Source organism: Turicibacter sp. GALT-G1 (genome assembly GCF_025594995.1).
Classification (GTDB): Bacteria; Bacillota_I; Bacilli_A; order MOL361; family Turicibacteraceae; genus Turicibacter; species Turicibacter bilis.
This window is the reverse complement of the sequence record NZ_JAMQUS010000092.1, coordinates 1-20,278: the sequence shown is the minus strand read 5'-3', so window position 1 is coordinate 20,278 and position 20,278 is coordinate 1. Positions and strand designations below refer to the sequence as shown.

The 20,278-nt window shown below is 36.0% G+C and carries 17 protein-coding genes and 1 pseudogene; 10 read left to right on the top strand and 8 right to left on the bottom strand.

Annotation, left to right across the window (positions count from 1 at the left end; all coding sequences use genetic code 11):
• The first annotated feature begins 1 nt into the window (after nucleotide 1).
• The gene (locus NEH74_RS12990) at nucleotides 2-1,363 is read left to right on the top strand and encodes an MATE family efflux transporter (protein WP_055305097.1); all 1,362 of its coding nucleotides are present in this window, start codon (nucleotides 2-4) and stop codon (nucleotides 1,361-1,363) included.
• Nucleotides 1,364-1,600: 237 nt separating this feature from the next.
• Here the strand turns inward: NEH74_RS12990 and NEH74_RS12985 are convergent, their stop codons facing one another.
• The gene (locus tag NEH74_RS12985) at nucleotides 1,601-2,797 is read right to left on the bottom strand and encodes an N-acetylmuramoyl-L-alanine amidase family protein (protein ID WP_055305099.1); all 1,197 of its coding nucleotides are present in this window, start codon (nucleotides 2,795-2,797) and stop codon (nucleotides 1,601-1,603) included.
• Nucleotides 2,798-3,122: 325 nt separating this feature from the next.
• Between NEH74_RS12985 and NEH74_RS12980 the strand changes: the two genes are divergently transcribed.
• The 5 genes from NEH74_RS12980 to NEH74_RS12960 all read left to right on the top strand — a co-directional run bounded on the left by NEH74_RS12980 (nucleotide 3,123) and on the right by NEH74_RS12960 (nucleotide 7,517).
• A complete protein-coding gene (locus NEH74_RS12980) occupies nucleotides 3,123-3,500 on the top strand; it encodes a zinc ribbon domain-containing protein (protein WP_055305100.1) in 378 nt (125 codons plus the stop codon).
• 296 nt (nucleotides 3,501-3,796) lie between these two features.
• Nucleotides 3,797-4,210: a hypothetical protein gene (locus tag NEH74_RS12975; RefSeq protein ID WP_055305102.1), complete on the top strand. Its 414-nt coding sequence runs from the start codon at nucleotides 3,797-3,799 to the stop codon at nucleotides 4,208-4,210.
• Between the two features lie 145 nt (nucleotides 4,211-4,355).
• A complete protein-coding gene (locus tag NEH74_RS12970) occupies nucleotides 4,356-4,781 on the top strand; it encodes a DUF3888 domain-containing protein (RefSeq protein ID WP_055305104.1) in 426 nt (141 codons plus the stop codon).
• Nucleotides 4,782-4,835: 54 nt separating this feature from the next.
• Nucleotides 4,836-6,851, top strand: coding sequence for a thioredoxin domain-containing protein (locus tag NEH74_RS12965; RefSeq protein WP_055305106.1), 2,016 nt, complete (start codon nucleotides 4,836-4,838; stop codon nucleotides 6,849-6,851).
• A gap of 81 nt (nucleotides 6,852-6,932) precedes the next feature.
• A complete protein-coding gene (locus NEH74_RS12960) occupies nucleotides 6,933-7,517 on the top strand; it encodes a hypothetical protein (RefSeq protein WP_055305107.1) in 585 nt (194 codons plus the stop codon).
• Nucleotides 7,518-7,542: 25 nt separating this feature from the next.
• Here NEH74_RS12960 and NEH74_RS12955 read toward each other — a convergent pair whose 3' ends face one another.
• Nucleotides 7,543-8,454, bottom strand: a complete 912-nt coding sequence (locus tag NEH74_RS12955) for an FUSC family protein (protein ID WP_055305109.1) — start codon at nucleotides 8,452-8,454, stop codon at nucleotides 7,543-7,545.
• A 187-nt stretch (nucleotides 8,455-8,641) separates the two neighbouring features.
• Between NEH74_RS12955 and NEH74_RS12950 the strand changes: the two genes are divergently transcribed.
• The 4 genes from NEH74_RS12950 (at nucleotide 8,642) to NEH74_RS12935 (ending at nucleotide 14,017) form a co-directional block, all read left to right on the top strand.
• The gene (locus tag NEH74_RS12950) at nucleotides 8,642-9,517 is read left to right on the top strand and encodes an SDR family oxidoreductase (protein WP_055241764.1); all 876 of its coding nucleotides are present in this window, start codon (nucleotides 8,642-8,644) and stop codon (nucleotides 9,515-9,517) included.
• 281 nt (nucleotides 9,518-9,798) lie between these two features.
• Entirely contained in the window at nucleotides 9,799-11,634 is a 1,836-nt protein-coding gene (gene asnB / locus NEH74_RS12945) for an asparagine synthase (glutamine-hydrolyzing) (protein WP_055305111.1), read from the top strand.
• A 78-nt stretch (nucleotides 11,635-11,712) separates the two neighbouring features.
• A complete protein-coding gene (locus NEH74_RS12940) occupies nucleotides 11,713-12,396 on the top strand; it encodes a YiiX/YebB-like N1pC/P60 family cysteine hydrolase (protein WP_055305113.1) in 684 nt (227 codons plus the stop codon).
• 241 nt (nucleotides 12,397-12,637) lie between these two features.
• Nucleotides 12,638-14,017 carry a GTP pyrophosphokinase family protein gene (locus NEH74_RS12935; RefSeq protein ID WP_055305115.1) on the top strand — a complete coding sequence of 460 codons (1,380 nt, stop codon included), beginning with the start codon at nucleotides 12,638-12,640 and terminating at the stop codon, nucleotides 14,015-14,017.
• 47 nt (nucleotides 14,018-14,064) lie between these two features.
• Here the strand turns inward: NEH74_RS12935 and NEH74_RS12930 are convergent, their stop codons facing one another.
• The 6 genes and pseudogenes from NEH74_RS12930 to NEH74_RS12905 all read right to left on the bottom strand — a co-directional run bounded on the left by NEH74_RS12930 (nucleotide 14,065) and on the right by NEH74_RS12905 (nucleotide 20,073).
• Complete coding sequence (locus NEH74_RS12930) at nucleotides 14,065-15,045, bottom strand: asparaginase (protein WP_055305117.1); 981 nt, start codon at nucleotides 15,043-15,045, stop codon at nucleotides 14,065-14,067.
• A 185-nt stretch (nucleotides 15,046-15,230) separates the two neighbouring features.
• Nucleotides 15,231-16,223, bottom strand: a complete 993-nt coding sequence (locus NEH74_RS12925; RefSeq protein ID WP_055241755.1) for an ABC transporter substrate-binding protein — start codon at nucleotides 16,221-16,223, stop codon at nucleotides 15,231-15,233.
• Nucleotides 16,224-16,667: 444 nt separating this feature from the next.
• A complete protein-coding gene (locus tag NEH74_RS12920) occupies nucleotides 16,668-17,462 on the bottom strand; it encodes an ABC transporter ATP-binding protein (protein ID WP_262941449.1) in 795 nt (264 codons plus the stop codon).
• Nucleotides 17,437-18,351, bottom strand: coding sequence for an ABC transporter permease (locus NEH74_RS12915; protein ID WP_055276171.1), 915 nt, complete (start codon nucleotides 18,349-18,351; stop codon nucleotides 17,437-17,439). The genes NEH74_RS12920 and NEH74_RS12915 overlap by 26 nt, the downstream gene beginning before the upstream one ends.
• A gap of 1 nt (nucleotide 18,352) precedes the next feature.
• Nucleotides 18,353-19,218: pseudogene (locus NEH74_RS12910) on the bottom strand (ABC transporter substrate binding protein).
• A 429-nt stretch (nucleotides 19,219-19,647) separates the two neighbouring features.
• Nucleotides 19,648-20,073 carry a HutP family protein gene (locus NEH74_RS12905; RefSeq protein ID WP_055241747.1) on the bottom strand — a complete coding sequence of 142 codons (426 nt, stop codon included), beginning with the start codon at nucleotides 20,071-20,073 and terminating at the stop codon, nucleotides 19,648-19,650.
• Nucleotides 20,074-20,278 lie beyond the last annotated feature (205 nt).

Here is a 20,278-nt window from a genome sequence, read left to right as displayed (position 1 = left end):
GATGAATTTGAAGCAACATTTTAAACAAAATGCTGCCTTTTACAAAGATTTATGGATTATTGCGCTTCCTATCGCTTTACAACAATTAGTGACCTCAAGCTTAAACATGGTTGATACACTGATGGTTGGAAAAGTTGGAGTTGATGCAGTGGCCGCAGTGGGGGTTTCAAACCAATATTACTTTTTATTAAATATGGTGATGTTCGGAATTTATAGTGGAGGAATGGTCTACTTTGCTCAGTTTTGGGGAAAGAAAGAGATTCGAAACATTCACCGCTTACTAGGATTTACTTTAGTCTTAGGGATTGGATTAGCTGCTATTTTTACGGGCTTAGCTCTATTAATTCCAGAACAGATTATTCGTATCTTTACTCAAGATGTCGCGGTTCAAGAACTCGGTGCCAAGTATTTACGTATTGCTTGTTTAAGTTATCCGTTCATGATTTTATCGTTTGGATTTAGTATGGGGTTACGCGCGGTCGAAAAACCTAAATTCTCAATGATTGCTTCGATCATTGCCCTAACGTTAAATACGATCCTTAACTTAATTTTAATTTTCGGATTATTCGGGTTCCCTCAATTAGGGGTCATCGGGGCTGCCATTGCGACCCTTGTTTCACGTATCGTTGAATTTATCCTAGTGATTGGCTTTGCTTATTTAAAAACAGAGACGATGAATCCTAAGTTATCGGTGTTATTAGCGTTTGATCGTGAGCTCATTAATAAACTGATTGTCACAAGTTTACCTGTCGTGATCAATGAATGCTTCTGGGGACTTGGTACAACGGCTTACATGGTGATTTACGGGATGATTAATGTGGAGTCGATTTCCATTATGAATATTGTCAATTCAATCTTTAATATCTTCTTTATTGCAGCAATTGGGGTTGGAAATGCATCGACGGTCATGCTTGGTAAGAAACTAGGAGCCGGGGAGAAAGAAAAGAGTTATCAAGATGCAATCTTATTCTTAAAGGTAGGGATTGTCCTTGGAATTATCTCAGGACTAATGCTTGTCATGTGTATTCCTGTGATGCTTCAATTATATAAAGACTTCGAGCCATCAACACTTACGCTCATGTCACACGTTTTAATTGTCTTTGCGGTAGGCTTAACGTTCCGTTTTATTAATATTATTAATATCGTTGGTGTTTTCCGCGCGGGTGGAGATACGAGATATGCGATGATTTTAGAGTTAGGGGTCTTATGGACGGTTGGTGTTTTAGGTACCTTTATCGCGGTTAAATTCTTCCATGCGCCACTTCTGATCGTTGCTATTATCGTTCAATTAGAAGAAGCAGTAAAAGTCTTCTTCGGAATGTTCCGTGTACGCTCGAAAAAATGGATTAATCAATTAGTTTAATAACTTAAAAAGAGTCTTCAAATTTAAAGTGAAGACCCTTTTTTTATTGAATGAAAATAAATTAACAATTCATCAATCTTAACTAAAAGAAGTTCTTAAACTAGAGTGACTTTGATAAATCGAAAAAGATATGCGAATTTATCTCACATATCTTTTTTTAATATAGTTTTGATCGATTTTAGATACTTGGAATGAAACAGTGAGTTTAGAAATGTGAATTATTTCTACTAACCTAACTTATTCACCTTGATTAGATAATAGCAGTTCATCGTTAAGTATTAACTCATCTGAGTCTACCCAGAAACCTGCTTTGTTTCCATCGATTGAAATATTAATGGGGTGCTCGCTGTCATAATCTACTTGATTAACAATATAATCACCTGGATCAACAGTTGTCGTGGATGTTTCACTCATCGATGAATCATATCCTTTAATTGTCGTACTTACATAAACACTATCTCCAATCACAAAATCGGGGGAGGTCAAAGTAATCCAAATCCCCGCTGCTTTACCACTAATGGAAATATTGAGTGGATGAGGAGCACCACTTGCTACTTGATAAACAGTATATTCACCGGATTTAACAGTCGTACTAGGAATAAGAGCTCCAGGAGAGATGTATCCAGGAATATCTTCATATACGGTAACTGTTTCTCCAATATTAAACTCGTCTGATGCTGTTGTGGAAATATCTGACTGTATTAAATTATTTGAATCGATCCATAAACCTGCTTTGTTTCCATCCATTGAAATCTTAATTGGGTGTTTGCTATCATAATCTACTTGATAAACAGTATATTCACCGGATTTAACAGTCGTACTAGGAATAAGAGCTCCAGGAGAGATGTATCCAGGAATATCTTCATATACGGTAACTGTTTCTCCAATATTAAACTTGTCTGATGCTGTTGTAGAACTATTTGATTGTGTTAATCGTTCATATTCCGATTGAATTAAGTTTCTGAATTTCGTTTCCCCATAACGACTGATCAGATCATGTGGACATTTTTTACCAGTCCGATCTCGATGAGAATAGACATTACTTATACTAATATTATAAGTTTTCATTAAATTAGCAATAAGTGTTGCACCATTAGCGATAGCTTTATCTCTTAAGCCGATGTCACTACTTGTTGAATATGCTATCTCGACACCTATTGATTTCATATTCCCATCTCCAAAACCATCACCTGCATGCCATGTCTGAACATCTAAAGGTAAGCATTCGATAGCTTCCTGATCATCTACCACGAGATGAAATCCAGTATAGGTGTTATCCGTCCGATTATTTAAATTATGACGTTCTTTAAGCGCAGAAGCATTATTCATTGTTTGATGATATGTAATTTGAGTAGGAGTAAAGCTTTGACCATATTTGTACTTAAGATTATGTGCTGTTTGATCTAAATGCATGATTCTATACTTATAAGACATATATCTTTTCACATCCTTTTTAAGGCTACTATATTATATAGAGAAGCGCGAAAAAATGTTATGTAAATTCTTAATTTAAGGCTCTGTTACACGAAAATGTTGTTTTTAATACTTCATTCGCTTAAAGCAAAGATTGCCTTTAAAAATTCTTAGTTAAAAATCATTGATATTAAGCAGGTTTACTCACCAACAAAATTGTCTAACACAGCGTCATTTAAAATTAAAAATCGTAAAAAATTGTATTAATCATGATAATTTTCATTTAAAAGATAATTAAGGTTCATTATAATAAAGAGAGACTGTTTGATGAAAGGATTTTCGATTTATGTTTTTTATTGGTATTTTTGGAGTAGAGACAAAAAACGTTGAACTTAAACCACTACCGGCTACGATGTGTAAACACTGTCGTGGAACGGAAAAATTCACGTTATTTAAACACTATCATCAATTCCATTTCTTTTTTATTCCACTCTGGAAATGGCGCTTAGAATATTATATTGTTTGTGACACCTGCCAAACCATTGCTAAAATCCCATTAGAAAAGGGGAGAGCACTTGAAGCGGATGAGAAGATGGAACTCACCTTATGGGATCAAGAAATCGTTTATACCCCATCAGAAAATAAACGACGTTGTCATCACTGTCACGAAGTGGTAGACGCCACGTACCAATACTGTCCTCACTGTGGAAATCATTTGGCGTGATGACCATTCGTTCCTCTAGAATAAATCATCTTAGTTTTTAATCCATAGCAATCATGAACAAGCAAGTAAAGGCTTTATAGGCCTTGGCTTGCTTGTTTTTTTGACTGGCTGTTTAAATCGATTAAAGGTCGTCTTATCCCATGAGTGATGATGACCCTCTAAAAAAATCAACTTTATGTCTTTGGGGATGAACGGATGAGTTAGTAAGGCTATTTAGCATTTTAATCATCACTTTTTGAATAAGTCACTGTTTTCTTTCAAATATTAAGCTAAGAGTTAAAAGGGAGGAAGCCAGTATGGATGTACGATTCGTTTATAGTCTCATTCTAATCATCAGTATGATGTTTTTATGTTTAATGACCCCACCAGATTCTAAACAGAAATCTCAGGAAAAGGAAAACATAACAAGGATGGACTTAAAAAGTCAACTGATTATTAACCTGTTATATCCTAAAATTATTGCAAAAATAAGAGAAGAAAGAGCCGTTACACCCTTAAAAGTCAACTCAGAGGAGATCGATCTTCTTCACATTGAACCAATCAATGAAACACAAATTTCCATTAAATTAGCCTTTTCCTCTTTTTTAAATGAAGAGAAAGTTTATGCTCATTATGTCGCCACGTACTTGATTGATTCTTTAGGAGACATTGAAACCCAAACGTTTCAAGAGACCAAAGAATTAGACGACATCCCTATATTTGATAATTGAAGCCAGTCTATAAATGAATGTTGAAAATTAAAGGAATTCTTCCTGATTGAAGGGGAATAAAATCAAAAACACTCAACGTCGTGTTTTTTTAATCCTTGAATGACAAATAATATGAGAAAGCTCATGTAAATAGGAGGTTTTATGGATGAAAATTCACCGAATCAGTCAGTTTTTAGTCATGTTCTCTCTTGTTCTTACCTTCAACTTAGTTCCTAAGACTGCTCATGCCATGAATGTTAATCCTGAATCTTGTGAAAAACTCATGATCAATTTATTACAACCTGCTATTGAAGAAGAAATGGTGAAGTATTATGGAGAAGACCTAGGTAAGCGTGTGGAACTCTATAACTATGAAATGTCGATACTTGACCTAACAGCTGAACCTTATAAACCAACGACCGTTACCCTAAAAATCACTCCAATGATTGGCGCTCATCATCCCATTGGTGATTATGAACTCTATTTTTCAGTAGATAATGCGGGAGAAATTAAGCGATTAAGTTTCAAGCCACTTAAAATTTATCCTGAAACGATCGAACGTTTTCAATTAACCTTGCCTGAAATGGAATAGGAAGCCCGATCTTTTCAAACACTAGAGCTATTGAAAGGAATAGGAGTTGATTTTGTGACGACAACAAGTAAACACCCCAATCATTTGATTCATGAATTATCCCCTTATTTATTGCAACATGCGTATAATCCGGTCGATTGGTATCCATGGAATGAAGAAGCTTTTACCAAAGCAAAAGCCGAAGATAAGCCGATTTTTTTAAGTATTGGTTATTCAACGTGTCATTGGTGTCACGTCATGGAGCATGAATCGTTTGAAGATGAAGAAGTGGCGGCTTATTTAAATGAGCACTTTATTTCAATTAAAGTGGACCGTGAAGAACGCCCGGATATTGATAGTGTTTATATGACCGTTTGTCAGAGCTTAACGGGGCAGGGTGGATGGCCACTCACCATTTTAATGACACCAGAGGCTCATCCCTTTTATGCGGGGACTTATTTCCCTAAAAATAGTCGCTATGGTCGACCAGGACTACTAGATGTGTTAAGAGCCATTGTTAAAACATGGTCTGAAAATCGTGAAAAAATTGAACAAGTAACAACTGGCATTCAAGAACATCTCGAACAAATGAATGAACAGCGAAACTCTAATCAAGAAGTCAATTCAAAACTTTTTGCCCATGCCATGCAACATTTTAAAGCGAGTTATGATTTTGAAAACGGTGGGTTTGGAGATGCTCCAAAATTTCCAACATCACATCGTCTCATGTATCTGTTACGTACCGGTGATCAAAATGCCATCAAAATGGCGAAAAAGACACTGGATCAAATGTATAAAGGTGGTCTTTTCGATCATCTAGGTTTTGGATTTTCCCGATATTCCACCGATGATGAGTGGCTTGTTCCACACTTTGAGAAAATGCTCTACGACAATGCCCTACTGATTATCACTTATTTAGAAGCCTACGAAGTCACCGAAGAAAAACGATATCTTATGATTGCCACTAAAACCCTTCAGTATGTCCTCAATAATCTTCATCATCCTGACGGTGGTTTTTACTGTGCTGAAGATGCTGATAGTGAAGGCGAAGAAGGGAAGTACTATCTCTTTACACCAGAAGAAATCATTGAGGTACTCGGTGAAACAGAAGGGGCGCTCTTTAATACGTATTATGGCGTAACCTCACTTGGAAATTTTGAAGGAAAAAATATTCTCAATCGTCTCCATGCATCCATTGATCTTGACGAATCACACATCGAACCGTTAAGACAGAAGCTTTTAACGTATCGTGCGTCACGTTATCATTTACATAAAGATGATAAAATTCTAACGTCATGGAATGGTTTAATGCTAGTCGCTCTAGCAAAAGCTTACCATGTGACACAAGATCAGCAATATGAGACCCTCATTCAGGAAACAATCTCTTTTATTAATCAACATCTCTTTGAAGAAAAACGATTACTCGCTCGTTACCGCGAAGGAAAAAGTCATTATCTAGGTTATCTAGATGATTATGCTTTTTATGTCTATGGTTTAATTGAAAGTTATCAAAGTACTTTTAACCCAGACTATCTTAAACAAGCCATCGGACTAACGCAAGAGATGATTCGCTTGTTTAAGGATGGTGAAGCGGGAGGTTATTACTTATATGGCAGTGATGCTGAGCATTTAATGATTCGTCCAAAAGAAACGTACGATGGGGCCATGCCATCAGGGAATTCAGTCGCAGCTTATAACTTAATTCGTTTAGCTCGCTTAACAGGAGACGCCACATTAGAAAAAGAAGCGATGGAGCAACTAAACTTCATGGCGGCTCATGCGACCCATTATGAAATTAGTCATGCCTTTTACTTAATCGCTGCTCAATTCGCTCTCGAATCAAGTAAAGAACTCATCGCTATCTTAACAAACGACAATGAAATCGAAGATTTTAAAACATTTCTTTCTTTATCTCCATTGTTTAATTTAACTGTTATCTTAAAAACCCCTGAAAATGAGAACAAATTATCAGATTTAATTCCATTTTTAACAGACTATCCTTTATCAAAAGATCCCTCATTTTACGTCTGTGAAGGTGGAAGCTGTCACGCTCCCGTCCATACACTCGGTGACTTAAAACAGTTTATTTAAAAGAAGGCAACTGCCTTCTTTTTTTATGTTCTCACGGAAGGAGGTACTGTCATATATTATAGAAAAGGGGGTGTTTAGGCGATGTTAAGTCAAACAATGTTACGAATTAAGACAAATATTGGAACTTGTCTATCCGAAATGGATGAAATTCTAGAATGTTGTCATAGTTTGCTTGAAAACAATAACATTATCATCTTGATTAATCGATCGCTTTATCACAAACTCAAAGAGGAGTGTGCCAAGCTAACAAAAGTTCGAAAAGCCCTGTATCGCATTTACAGTCATTTAGAGACTGAATTCACACCTTATGTCTTAGATTTAACCCTTGAAGGACATGAGTTAATCAAAGAAATCAACGATATCATTCAAACCATCGAAGATAAATGGAATGAAGGAGATATTGATATTAATAAATATACACTAGCCCAAGCTATCTTAATTTTAGAACTAGATGGAGATGTCATCATTGATATTGATGACTTAGAAATGGTGTTGGCTCATCCAGAATACTTCTGGCTTTGTCTTTATGTTGTTCCCGAAAATAACGTGAAAATCTGTCATTACTCTGCGTGGAAAACAAAACAAGAAGCTCTTATCTTTGCGATGCAGATGCCTGGATGTGGTAAACATCATGTCATTAACCGATTCACTCTAAAAATAGTATAAAAGGACTAATCGTTGATTAGTCCTTTTATTCTTGTGTTGGATTCAAATGCTCCGTTAAATCTTCAACGGTAGAGGTTAATAAATAAATTTGGTCTAACATCTTATGAATATGATATTCAAAAATAGGATGAATCGGTTCCCTAAGCTTGACTTTTTCTTGACAGCCTTGATTAAAAAATTCAATAATCTCCATTTTATTATCAAACGTCATCTCTGTTTGCTCTAATTCCAGTTTTGCAATACACTTAGCATGAAAATAGATGTCATGGCACGCATCAATGGATTTCTTTAATTTTTTAGAGGAAACAGGATTCTTATGAAATTTTGTATCGGCACAATAATTATGATATAACGCATTTAAACGACTTAATTCAGAATTTAAAGGAGATATATTTAAGTCTTGATGAATTAAAATATTTTTGACCAGTTCAATCGTCATTTGTTCAATCTTTTCAATCTCATCCGTTAAACGCCCTAAGTAATTCGGCTGTGCAATAAAATAATTGACTAAAATCCCCACAATGATTCCAATTGAAGTATCTGTCGTACGTAAAAGAGAATAAATAAGTGGATTTTGATCGGCTGTAATCCCCATTAAAATAGAAATACAGACGGTTGCTGCAATGATAATAGAGGAGCTTATTTTTAAAGCATTACAACAAATAATCGTCACAATGACTGCAAAACCAAGATGAAGTGGGTGATCAAAATGGACAAGTGCAAATAGGTAACCAATGATAGCTCCTAGTACCGTGCCAAGTAATCGATTTTTTCCTGCAACAAATGAACTTTTAACGGTATTTTGCATCGCAAATACCGTCCCAATGACGGCATAAAATGGGTTACTAATTAAAAAGGTATTTCCGAGACAGGCGGTGATGACAACGGCTATTCCTGTTTTTAGTGTTCTCATTCCAACATGTTGCTTAATATCCATCTCATGTCCCCCTAAATCTCTAAAAAGTTTGAACTTTGCTACCTTATAATATAGCATGTGTCTTGCGGTTCGACAAGAGACATTTAATGGCCTTTTTGTTCATATTTTCATTCAAGGTTTTCTTATAAAAATAGGACATTTGTGAAAACTATCAATGAATGTTTTAATCAAAAGGAGGATTTGTTAAATGACTAGCCCATGCAGTCAGTTTCCCAAAACCGCAAAACCACAAACTCAAACGAAACAACCAGGGATTGAATCACAAATGGATCCCAAACCGATCTATGATCATCCTGAATACAATAATGGTTCTGGACGCTTAAAAAATAAAGTGGCGATTATTACAGGTGGCGACTCCGGAATCGGGCGTGCTGTTGCGCTTGCTTTTGCCAAAGAGGGAGCAAAAGTGGTTGTTGTTTATTATGATGAGACAGAAGATGCGAATGAAACTAAACAAGCTATTGAGCAGGCGCACGGTGAATGCTTATTAATTCAAGGTGATCTGACGAATCCAAGCTTCGCACAGGACATTGTTAATCAAACATTAGCAAAATTTAATCAAATTAATATTTTAGTAAACAACGCCGCTGTTCAATATCCACAAAATGAAATCACTCAAATTAAAGATGAAGACCTTCATAAAACATTTGCGGTCAACTATTTCGGAACCTTCTATTTAACGCGTGCTGTGGTGCCGCATTTAACTGAAGGAGATAGCATCATTAACACAACATCAGTCACTGCTTATGAAGGAAATGAAACTTTATTGGATTATTCATCTACAAAAGGAGCCTTAACAGCCTTCACTCGTTCACTGGCTTCTAATTTAGCTAAAAAAGGGATTCGCGTGAATGCAGTGGCACCAGGTCCCATTTGGACACCACTTATTCCAGCGTCATTTGATGCTCAAAAAGTGTCTCAACATGGAGCGAATGTGCCAATGAAACGTATGGGACATCCCGTAGAATTAGCAGGTGCTTACGTGTTGCTAGCTTCTAATGAAGGATCTTATATGTCTGGTATTACCATCCATGTCAATGGTGGAACGATTATTAACTGTTAAAAAGAGATAGCATTTGCTATCTTTTTTTATATTTCCGAACATTCGTTCTAAGATTATCCAGACGGTGGCAAAATGGCACCTGACCTGATTAAGCGTTATCATTGCATAAAAATAAGTCATTTATCACTCATTTAGCAAAAAATACACGTAGCTGAGTCTATTTTTCTCACCGTTCGAACAAGGAACGAACAAATGTTTGTGTTAATTATTTTGTTTTTTAGTTCTTTCTAAGACAATCAGTTCGTAAACTATCTTATAAGTTAGCTGAATAGGTGATAACCATGTGTGGATTAGTTGTCTTGATGAAAAATAAAACAACGATTGAGGATCTCCAATTCATGCAGTATGCTTTACAACAAATAAAGCACCGTGGACCAGACGATGAACAATTATATGTATCTGAACAACTTATTTTAGGATTCAATCGTTTAAGTATTATTGATTTAGAAGGTGGATCACAGCCTTTTCATTCAAGTGATAAGACGTGCCACCTTGTGTTTAACGGAGAAATCTATAATTATTTAGAACTTCGCACTCAACTTGAGAAATTAGGATTCAGTTTTGAAACTTCTTGTGAGGCGGAAGTGATTGTGACTCTTTATCAGTTATTAGGGTTAGAATTCATGTCTCAACTGCGAGGGATGTTCTCCCTTGTGCTATACGATGAAATAACACAAGAGTTAATTGCTGTTCGAGATCGGTTTGGGATTAAACCATTGTATTATTACCACCTTGACGATGGAATCTTCCTAACATCGGAACTTAAAGTGTTTAAATCCATATACGATAAAGAACAGTTTCTCGATTTTAAAGCACTCCAGCATTACTTTACCTTTCAATACATTCCCGAGCCTGATACATGCCTCATAGATATTAAAGCACTTGAAGCAGGGACTTATTTAACTTATTCACTTGAGAAAGGACTAAGGATAAAGACGTATGCCACAGTAGAATTATTACCGACTAAAAAAACGTCCTATGTCTTAAAGGAAGAACTCCAGCAAGCCATTGTTTCTTCCGTCAAATCTCACCTACAAAGTGAGGTAGAAGTTGGCTGTTTTTTATCAGGGGGCATAGACTCTACTATCCTTACAACATGTGCTAAAGCGTTTAAAGAGGATTTAAAAGCTTTTACAATCGGCTTTGAAGAAGAGGGTTATAGCGAAATCAATGAGGCCATAAAAACAGCAGAAAAATTAAAGCTAGATTTAACGACAAAAACGTTAAATGCTCATGAATTCATGAAAGAAGCTAGGCAAGCCATTGGGTTTTTGGATAGCCCCGTTGCTGATCCCTCAAGTGTTGCCATTTATAGCATCGCGAGAGAAGCAAGAAAACATGTCAAAGTCATCTTATCAGGTGAGGGTGCCGATGAGCTTTTCGGTGGCTATCGAATTTATCGAGAAGTCGATGCCTTAAAACTGTTTAACCCGATTCCTAAACCAATGAAACAAATACTTCTATGGGTGGCGAATCATTTGCCGAATATGAAAGGGAAAAACTTTATCAGACGCGGCTGTATTCCGTTAAGAGATCGATATGTTGGGAATGCCTTCGTCTTTAACGAGCAAGAAAAAGAGCAGCTCCTATCCTTTTATGAGCCGTCTCACTCCTTTACGAAGATTACACATCCAATCTATGATCAAATCAAGAATCTCGATCCACTAACACAAATGCAAATGATTGATTTAAAAACGTGGCTTCGTGGTGATCTCTTAGTGAAGTCAGATCGACTAACGATGGCACATGCTCTAGAACTTCGGGTACCCTTTTTAGATCAACAGGTGCTCGAACTAGCGAAATATTTAACACATCGTGAAAAAATAGAGGGGGTTCAAACAAAAATTTTATTACGAGAAGCTTTTGAAGACTTTATCCCAGCTCATGTCCTTGAGGCTCCGAAAAAAGGCTATCCGGTCCCTTTAAAAAAATGGTTTAAAAACGAACTTTTCGACGAAGCACGGGACATCATTTTAGCGCCAAGTTGTGAGCATCTCATCAATCAACAGGTGGCTCTTTCCTATTTAGAAGCCCATGCTAAAGGAAGAGGGGATCATAGTCGTAAAATTTGGACCTTAATGACCTTTATTTTATGGTATGAATCATGGGTCAAGTAAGAAAATCTTGTATAAACTAAAGAAATGTATGCTATAATAGAGAAACTACTTTGTCTTATACCACTTTTGGAGGATCAAATGAAACCAAACTATTATTTCATTACATTTCTTTTTTTTATTTTAATCATTTCCATGCTAAATTTTTTAGTTGAACTGAATGCTTATACGCCAAATCATGCTGAGAATTCTATTTCAGTGATGAAGCAAACAACTGAAGACTTTAAAGTCGTAGATTATCCTATTAGTCTTATCACGTTAGAAGAACGTTGTGTCGATGAGCAGAATCAACAAGTCAAGTGCCATCAGCTTCAAGATATTCAAAATGGAGATATTTTAATCACTAAATCTAATCATACGCTACTCTATCGCCATGGACATGCTGGAATTGTGCTCGATGCAGAAGCGGGACTAGTTCTTGAAGCCTTAGGGTATGGAACAAGTTCGCGATTAGAATCACTTGAAAAATGGGACTATTATCCGACTGTGAAAGTGCTACGCCTCAAAAACCGCACTGAAGAAACCATCAGTGAACTCGTTAAACGAGCGATGTCAGATTTTTTAGATATTAATTATAATCTGATTGCAACTAAGACAAACATGAATCTCACGCATTGTTCAGATATTGTTTGGAAAGTTTTTAATGCTATTGGCGTGGATATCGATAGTAATGGTGGCTGGTTGGTCACTCCAAAAGATATTAGTCAAAGTCAATACCTTTATGAAGTTGAATCTTATGGTTTTTCAGATGAACGCGCTTGGTAACCTAGCAACTATATACAAACAGAAATGTTTTCTACATTTAATATAGCAGCCGAAATATGGGATGATCATGCCGTACAAGGCAGACTATAGCCCAGTTAAAATTTTTTACGATGTAAAAAACTTATCTGGACTTATATATATTTTGCTAGGTTTTTAATTTATACTAATTTTCCATTAGCATCACATTGCAAATCGCGTTAAAATAAAGATGTAAGATTTTAAGCAAAAAGGGGAGTTAACCTTGCCATTAGCAGAATTTAGATATATTGAAAAAGCATTATCGACACTTGATAAAGAACGTGATCAACTAGAAGTCATTTCAAAATTACTTCAGATGGAATTCACTGAAATTATGAACCTCCATACGATGGAGTATTTAAATATTACCACTCGTGTGAAAGGACGAGACAGCTTAAAAGAAAAAATTCTTCGCCAAGGATACTATAAAAAATACAATGACCCCATCCGCCTGATTTATCAATTATCCGATTTAATTGGAGTTCGTATTGAATGTCGCTTTGAACAAGATGAACGTGCGATTTATAAAGTCTTAAAAAAACATTTTAATGTGAGAAATGATGATGGGTACTATTATAATGAAATGAATCCAAATGTTAAATTAAGCTTAGACGGGCGTCAACCACAAAAACAGAAAAATGGATTTAAAATCTTCAGAATTGATGGAATTGTCACAGATACGAATAATGAGTTACCCTTTGAGTTACAGATTAAATCACTTGTTAACTCATTCTGGGGTGAAATTGAACATAAAATTATTTATAAAAATTATAACTTCCTTTTAGTCGATGATTTATTAATTGAAATGATGCACTCGATTAAAAATAACTTAGCTTTACTCGATAAACAATTATTAACCATTTACCGAAATGTGGAACAACGACAAACGGATGAAGAGTATCAACGTCGTAACCTAGAAGAAGTGATGGCTAAAATGTGTAATGATGTCTTTGCTAAACAGTTAAAAGAGCAACTGGGAATGAACGTTAATATTAAAAAAGCATGCCAAACCATCATGAAATACACATTCTTTCCAAATGGGATGCTAGAAATTCAAAATATTAGTGATTCTCTTATTAAGGCACTTGAACGTATTTCTCAAATTTCAAATGAGGAAGTCGAATTCAACGTTCCAATTATTTTCTCACGTGAACCTCATTATACGAATAAGTTCGCGCAGATTGTTGGGCCGTATTTTAGGGATGTGATGAATAAAGAGTTCCATTGGAATCTCTTCTTCAAAATCTTATTTGAAATCGAACCTCAAGATAGCGTCGATGATTTTGAAAAGTTCTTAGGCTTCCTCGAACAAGCGTATCAAACTTCATCTTCAATCACACGACTTAAAAAGATTTTGTATTCACAACTTGAAGAGCATGCTGATGAAGTCATGGAGACCCTCATGGAAACCGTCGCTCATATAATTGTTTCCATTGATGACGTTGAATGTATTTATGAAAACAATATTACAAAAGTTGCCTCTGTCATTGCAGATACGTTGCGTGATATAACAGCCCAAATGACGACTTACGATCAATGGCTAACTCAAAAAGAAGTCGTGATAGAAGACTTCAAACAATATTTACTTGAAGAATTATCTTAATAGAAAAAAAGCGCAAAGGCGAAATTTCCTCCTTTTGCGCTTTTTAATTAATCTATAAAGTATGATTTGACTTCTTCTAAGTTTTTAGCGACTGTTAGAACTAACATTAATTGAATACGAGCTTTTTGACCGTTTAAGTTACTTGCTAAAATAGCTCCCGCTTCAACTAATTGAGCACCACCACCGTCATAACCATACGATTCTAGTACACGTCCCATTGGACAACGAGACACGATAATGACCGGAATTTGATGAGCAACGGCACGTTTGATTCCTTCCATCATCATTGGTGGAACATTTCCTCGTCCCATCGCCTCAATGACGATTCCTTTCGCCCCTTTTTCAACTAAGAAATCTAAAAGGGTAGAGTCCATTCCTGAGACAGCTTTCAGTAAATGAACATCCGTTTCAATACGATCCGTCTGCACATGCTTAGTTGGAATCGATTGTTTATGATAATAGATGACATCATCTTGATCGACAATACCAATTGGACCAAACTCTAACGATTTAAATGTATCCAGGCTCATCGTATGAGTTTTAGTCACTTCACGGGCTGCATTGACTTCGTTGTTTAAGACAACTAAGACTCCTTTATTTCGTGATTTAGGATGAACCGCTGTACAGATAGCAGCTGCTAAATTACTTGGCCCATCATAACCAAGTTCTGATCCATTGCGCATTGCTCCAACGACAACGACTGGTTTCTCAGTATTTAAACAAATATCTAATAAATAAGCTGTTTCTTCTAAGTTATCCGTCCCATGTGTTACGACAACACCTACAATATCGTCCTGATTTAATTTTTCTTCTACCACACGTTTTAACTCCATCATTTTTTCGGGTGTCATATGTGGTCCTGGAAGTTTTCCAAACTCTACAATATCAAGCTCAGCAATTTGATCAATGTTTGTGACCATTGACATAATATCTTCACTAGACATTGACGGAATGGCGGCCTTCAGACGTGGATCTACTTTCATTGAAATGGTTCCACCTGTAAATACTACTGCTACTTTTTTTGCCATAAAAAAGCCTCCACGTTATTTATTTTTTAATCTTACTACGTAATTATTTTACTCATTCCAGTTCTTTGATGCAACCTTTTGGCAAAAAAAAGAAAGAGGTGTCTAATTTTTAGACCTCTCTTTCTTTGATATACATTTTAGCAACAAATTAATCCTTTTATGTTAGAGTAGGGGAATCCAGCCTGTTATTCTTCACTCGTTACAATTTCAGCTCGTTCTAAAATACTATCCGGAATGGTTAAACCAATCGCATCGGCATGTTCTTGATTCACAACTAAAGACGTATTTTCTAACGTTTTAACTGGCATGGTACTTGGATCTTTTCCTTCTAATACTTCAGCAGCCATTAAACCTGTTTCATAACCTAACTGGAAGTAGTCAATACCTTCGGTTGCAACGCCACCTTTTTTAGCCATTCCTTCTTCACCTGTGACAACTGGAATTTTTTTCTCAAGACAGGCATTCCAAACGACTGGCATTGAGCTTGAAACTAAATTATCGGTTGGGGTATAAATCACATCAACTTTATCAACAACAGAAGCAATGGCATTTGGAATCTCATTGACAGATGTAATTCCAACTTTGATAATATCAAGCCCTAACTTAGCCGCAGCTTCTTCTGCTAATGCCACTTGAATTTCCGAATTCACTTCACTCGTTGTATATAAAATCCCAACTGTCTTTGCCTCAGGTAACAGTTCTTGAATCAGTTCCATTTGTTTAGCCACAGGTGTTAAATCACTCGTTCCTGTCACATTTGTTCCGCTCACATCCCATGCCTTTGTTAACCCTGATTCCACAGGATCAGTCACCGCTGTGATCACAATTGGAATATCTTTTGTCGCGTTATAAGCCGCTTGAGCCGCTGGTGTCGCAATGGCAAAAACTAAATCAACGTTACTATTCACTAACTGGCTGGCAATGGTTTGTGCCGTTGGATTTTGTCCTTGTGCATTTTTAAAATCAATGTGAATGTTGTCTCCGTCAACATATCCCTCATCTTCTAAAGCAGCAATAAATCCTTCATAAGAAGCGTCTAGGGCAGCATGTTCTGTATATTGTAAAACACCAATCGTTTTCATATCTGAATCCGTCTTTTGACTACAACCAGCTAGAAAGCTACAATAACAACAAATCATCCCAACCCCTAGACCTTTTAATACTTTACTAGCTTTCATATGATCATCCTCCTATCATTATCTATTTTGTTCAACTCATAATGAGTAAAACCATCCTCTTTATCTTCACATCACATTACCTTTTGGCTGAGAATAAAGGAGTTGTCTCTCAAACCTCTCTATTTACTAAAGACACCAACCTCATGGATTATTTTCTATTGATTAAGTTGGATTTCAATGAATTATGATTATTATATGAGCTTAAATAATAAAAGTCAAACGTTTATTTCTATTTTTTTCCAAAAAGGTATTTTTAAATACGTTTTAAAAAAGTAGCCTATCGTATTTAAAATCGTAGCTATCAACGACTAAAAATAAAGTCTTTAAATCGTAGAATAGGGGAGATACGACGATATCATGATATTAGATCAGTTTTATAAAAGAGATCGAATCGTCTCTTTTCCATTCATAAAAAAAGTGATGTCGCTACGTGACATCACTTTTTTATGAGAATAATAATTCATCACTGAGCGATCCATTATGCACATTTTTTTCAAATTGATGTAATAATTTTTCAGGCGTTAGTTCTTGTTTTTCATGGCCACTAATATCAAGAACAATCTGTCCTTCATGTAGCATGATTAAACGAGATCCATATTTAATCGCATGCGTTAAATTATGCGTAATCATTAACGTCGTAATCTTTGATTCTTGGACCATTTGATTCGTTAAATCCATAATTTTAGCGGATGTTTTAGGATCGAGTGCTGCCGTATGCTCGTCAAGCAGTAATAAATCGGGCTTCACCAAAGTCGCCATAATTAAAGAGATCGCTTGACGTTGCCCTCCTGATAATAGACCAACTGGAGTTTGCAATTGATTTTCAAGCCCAAGTTGGAGAGGAGCAACTATTGCTTTAAATGTTTCAATATCTTTTCTAGATTCTAAAAATGCTAAACCAAATCGTTTTCCCTTATTACGAGCCAAGGATAAGTTTTGTTGAATGGTTAAAGAAGGTGAAGTTCCGAGCGTTGGATCTTGAAAGACGCGTGAGATAAAGCGTGTCCGTTGATATTCCTTTAGTTGGGTAATCTCATGATTAAGTAAGGAAATAACCCCTGCATCGGGTGTTAACGTTCCGGAGATTAGATTTAATAAGGTTGACTTTCCGGCACCATTACTTCCAATCACCGTCACAAACTCTCCTTCTTCAATCGTTAAATCCAACCCCTGAAAAATTTTCTTTTCATTGACGGTATTCGGATAAAACGTTTTACTTAATTGTTGAATGTTTAGCACGCGCAATCCCTCCTTTAATGTTAGATGGTTTCGAAGTTTTAGATAATAGGGTAGGAAAAGCTTTAATTTTATGATTATTTAACGCTAAAGCTAATGTAACAATTAACGCACTTAATAATTTTAAATCTGTTGCAGGGAATCCTAGCTGTAACGCAATAGCTGTACATCCTTGATATAAAATCGCTCCAATAATAGCCATCGTGGTTGGAAGAATCCAACGTGCTTTTTTAAAAATCGCTTCACCGAAAATAACGGCGGCTAAGCCAATGACAATCGTTCCTGTTCCCATCCCAACATCAGCAAATCCTTGATACTGAGCACTTAATGATCCTGCTAAAGCGACCAATCCATTCGAAACCATTAAACATACAATTTTAACCCATCCTAGATTCACCCCTAATGTCGTCACTAATTGGGGATTATCTCCTGTGGCCTTAATCATAAATCCAAACTTCGTTTTTAAAAATAAATCGACGATGATTTTAACACACACTACAATGATCACAATGGTTAATAAAATAGGAATCGCACCTGAAAAAATACGTTCTTCATTAAACAGTGGAATATTCGCTTTTCCCATAATACGTAGGTTAATGGAATAAAGACCACTCATCACTAAAATTCCTGATAACAAATTCGTAATTTTAAGCTTAACATGCAAAATTCCTGTCACAGCTCCAGCCAACATGCCACCTAAAAAAGAAATTAACACAGCGAGTAGGGGAGTGACATCTTGTGTCAGAAGGAAGGCTGTAATAGCCGCTCCTAGTGGGAAGGTTCCTTCAACCGATAAATCAGCAAAATCTAACACTTTATAAGTCAAATAAACACCTAGAGCCAAGATCCCAAAAATGAGTCCTTGCTCTAAGACTGTTAATAAAACTCCCATCTTATTCACCTCCTATAATTTCAGCACCTTTTAAAATCGAATCAGGAATGGATAATCCAATGGCTTCTGCATTTTTTTGATTCACGATTAACGTTGTATTTTGAAGGGTATTAATTGGCATCGTACTTGGATCTTTTCCTTCTAATACTTGAGCAGCCATTAAACCTGTCTCATATCCTAATTGATAGTAATCAATCCCTTCAGTTGCAATACCACCATCAATGACCATCGTATCCACTCCAGCAACAATGGGAACTTTTTTATCTAAACAAGCATTCCATAAAACTGGCATCGAACTTGCAATTAAGTTATCAGTTGGGGCATACATCGCATCAACTTTATCAATCACAGATGCAACTGCTTGAGGAATATCATTAACCGTTGTGACTCCCACGCGAATCACTTGTAACCCTAAGTTAGAGGCGGCTTCTTCTGCCATCTTGACTTGAACTTCCGAATTGACCTCACTCGTTGTATAAATCACACCAACTGTTTTCGCCTCTGGAACTAACTCGGTAATCAATTCCATTTGTTTAGCAACAGGCGTTAAATCACTCGTTCCTGTCACATTTGTTCCTGACTGGTTCCAGTCTTTTACGACTCCAGCTTCAACAGGATCAGTCACCGCAGTCATTAAGATAGGAATGTCTTTTGTTGCATTATAGGCAGATTGAACAGCTTGTGTTGCAATGGCGAACATCATATCCACATCGTCCTTACATACTGATTAGCAATAGTTTGAGCGGTTGTAAGATCCCCTTGAGCATTTTTTAAATCAATTTTAATATTTTCCCCTTCAATATATCCTTCCTCGGCTAATCCTGCGATGAAACCTTCGTAAGCTGCATCTAATGCACCATGCTCCATGTACTGTAAAACACCTATCGTTTTTACATCTGAGTCTTTATGACTACAAGCAAATAAAAAACTACTAAAAACCATCCCAACACCTACAAATTTTAACAGTTTGCTGGCTTTCATACGATCATCTCCTATATTCATTTTTTATCTTGTTAAACTCAGATGAGTCAAACATCACCTGCTTATATGGAAATAAAAAAAACTCTCTTATAAAGAGAGTTGTAGGTAGACTTTAAAAACCCTATGTAAATAGAGGTTTAATTTACTTGAGCTACCATTCTACGAACCTACAAAATCCCCATATAATTTCTACCTCATAAATCACCGTTGATTTATGTTTTCCTACTATTGAGTAGTTTTAAATTATGATTATTATATGAGTTTTGGTAATAAATGTCAAAAGGAATATAGAGATTTTTTTATCTATTTATAAAATTACAGATTTGCAGGTACTGAACGATGGGCGAGACCGATGACGACATCATCTAAATGAAGTAACCCAATACTTAAGAAAATACAGACGGTTAAATTTTCACCACAGCGAGCAATGGCAACTTTACCTCCTGCATTTAACCCAGTTGCTTTCATTGAAACTTGCATAATGGCATCACGTGTTGCACCTGCAACAGCTCCATCTAAAATAAAAGATTCTTTTGTCACATTTGTTTTACGTGAGGCAATAATCGCACGCTCAATAATTTTAGGAATGGATTGAAGTAAATTTCCCCCGATATCCACTGCAGTGGCATAAATACCTTGCGATCTTAATTCACGAACTAATTGATCTTCTTCACTTCTCGATGCGGTCATTGAAACTTTAACAGCCGCTTTAGCTACATCTAAACTACTAAATTCTTTCATCCTCAGACCTCCTTCAGCTACCATTTAAGGTTACACCTTTTTAGAAGAAAATACAAAATAAAAATAGAATTTTTTCTATAAATATATAAACAGAAATGTAATTCATAGTTTTTAAGTTCAAACACTTGTGGTCAAAATTCGTCAAAATCTATGTTAAAATAGTAGGGATTAAACATACATTTTAGGATAGAAATTGGGGCAACTA

What these genes read in the sequence shown, in the direction of transcription:
- NEH74_RS12990 (WP_055305097.1), top strand. Translation starts at nt 2, where the DNA reads ATGAATTTGAAGCAACATTTTAAACAAAATGCTGCCTTTTACAAAGAT.
- NEH74_RS12985 (WP_055305099.1), bottom strand. Translation starts at nt 2,797, where the DNA reads ATGTCTTATAAGTATAGAATCATGCATTTAGATCAAACAGCACATAAT.
- NEH74_RS12980 (WP_055305100.1), top strand. Translation starts at nt 3,123, where the DNA reads ATGTTTTTTATTGGTATTTTTGGAGTAGAGACAAAAAACGTTGAACTT.
- NEH74_RS12975 (WP_055305102.1), top strand. Translation starts at nt 3,797, where the DNA reads ATGGATGTACGATTCGTTTATAGTCTCATTCTAATCATCAGTATGATG.
- NEH74_RS12970 (WP_055305104.1), top strand. Translation starts at nt 4,356, where the DNA reads ATGAAAATTCACCGAATCAGTCAGTTTTTAGTCATGTTCTCTCTTGTT.
- NEH74_RS12960 (WP_055305107.1), top strand. Translation starts at nt 6,933, where the DNA reads ATGTTAAGTCAAACAATGTTACGAATTAAGACAAATATTGGAACTTGT.
- NEH74_RS12955 (WP_055305109.1), bottom strand. Translation starts at nt 8,454, where the DNA reads ATGGATATTAAGCAACATGTTGGAATGAGAACACTAAAAACAGGAATA.
- NEH74_RS12950 (WP_055241764.1), top strand. Translation starts at nt 8,642, where the DNA reads ATGACTAGCCCATGCAGTCAGTTTCCCAAAACCGCAAAACCACAAACT.
- asnB (WP_055305111.1), top strand. Translation starts at nt 9,799, where the DNA reads ATGTGTGGATTAGTTGTCTTGATGAAAAATAAAACAACGATTGAGGAT.
- NEH74_RS12940 (WP_055305113.1), top strand. Translation starts at nt 11,713, where the DNA reads ATGAAACCAAACTATTATTTCATTACATTTCTTTTTTTTATTTTAATC.
- NEH74_RS12930 (WP_055305117.1), bottom strand. Translation starts at nt 15,045, where the DNA reads ATGGCAAAAAAAGTAGCAGTAGTATTTACAGGTGGAACCATTTCAATG.
- NEH74_RS12925 (WP_055241755.1), bottom strand. Translation starts at nt 16,223, where the DNA reads ATGAAAGCTAGTAAAGTATTAAAAGGTCTAGGGGTTGGGATGATTTGT.
- NEH74_RS12915 (WP_055276171.1), bottom strand. Translation starts at nt 18,351, where the DNA reads ATGGGAGTTTTATTAACAGTCTTAGAGCAAGGACTCATTTTTGGGATC.
- NEH74_RS12905 (WP_055241747.1), bottom strand. Translation starts at nt 20,073, where the DNA reads ATGAAAGAATTTAGTAGTTTAGATGTAGCTAAAGCGGCTGTTAAAGTT.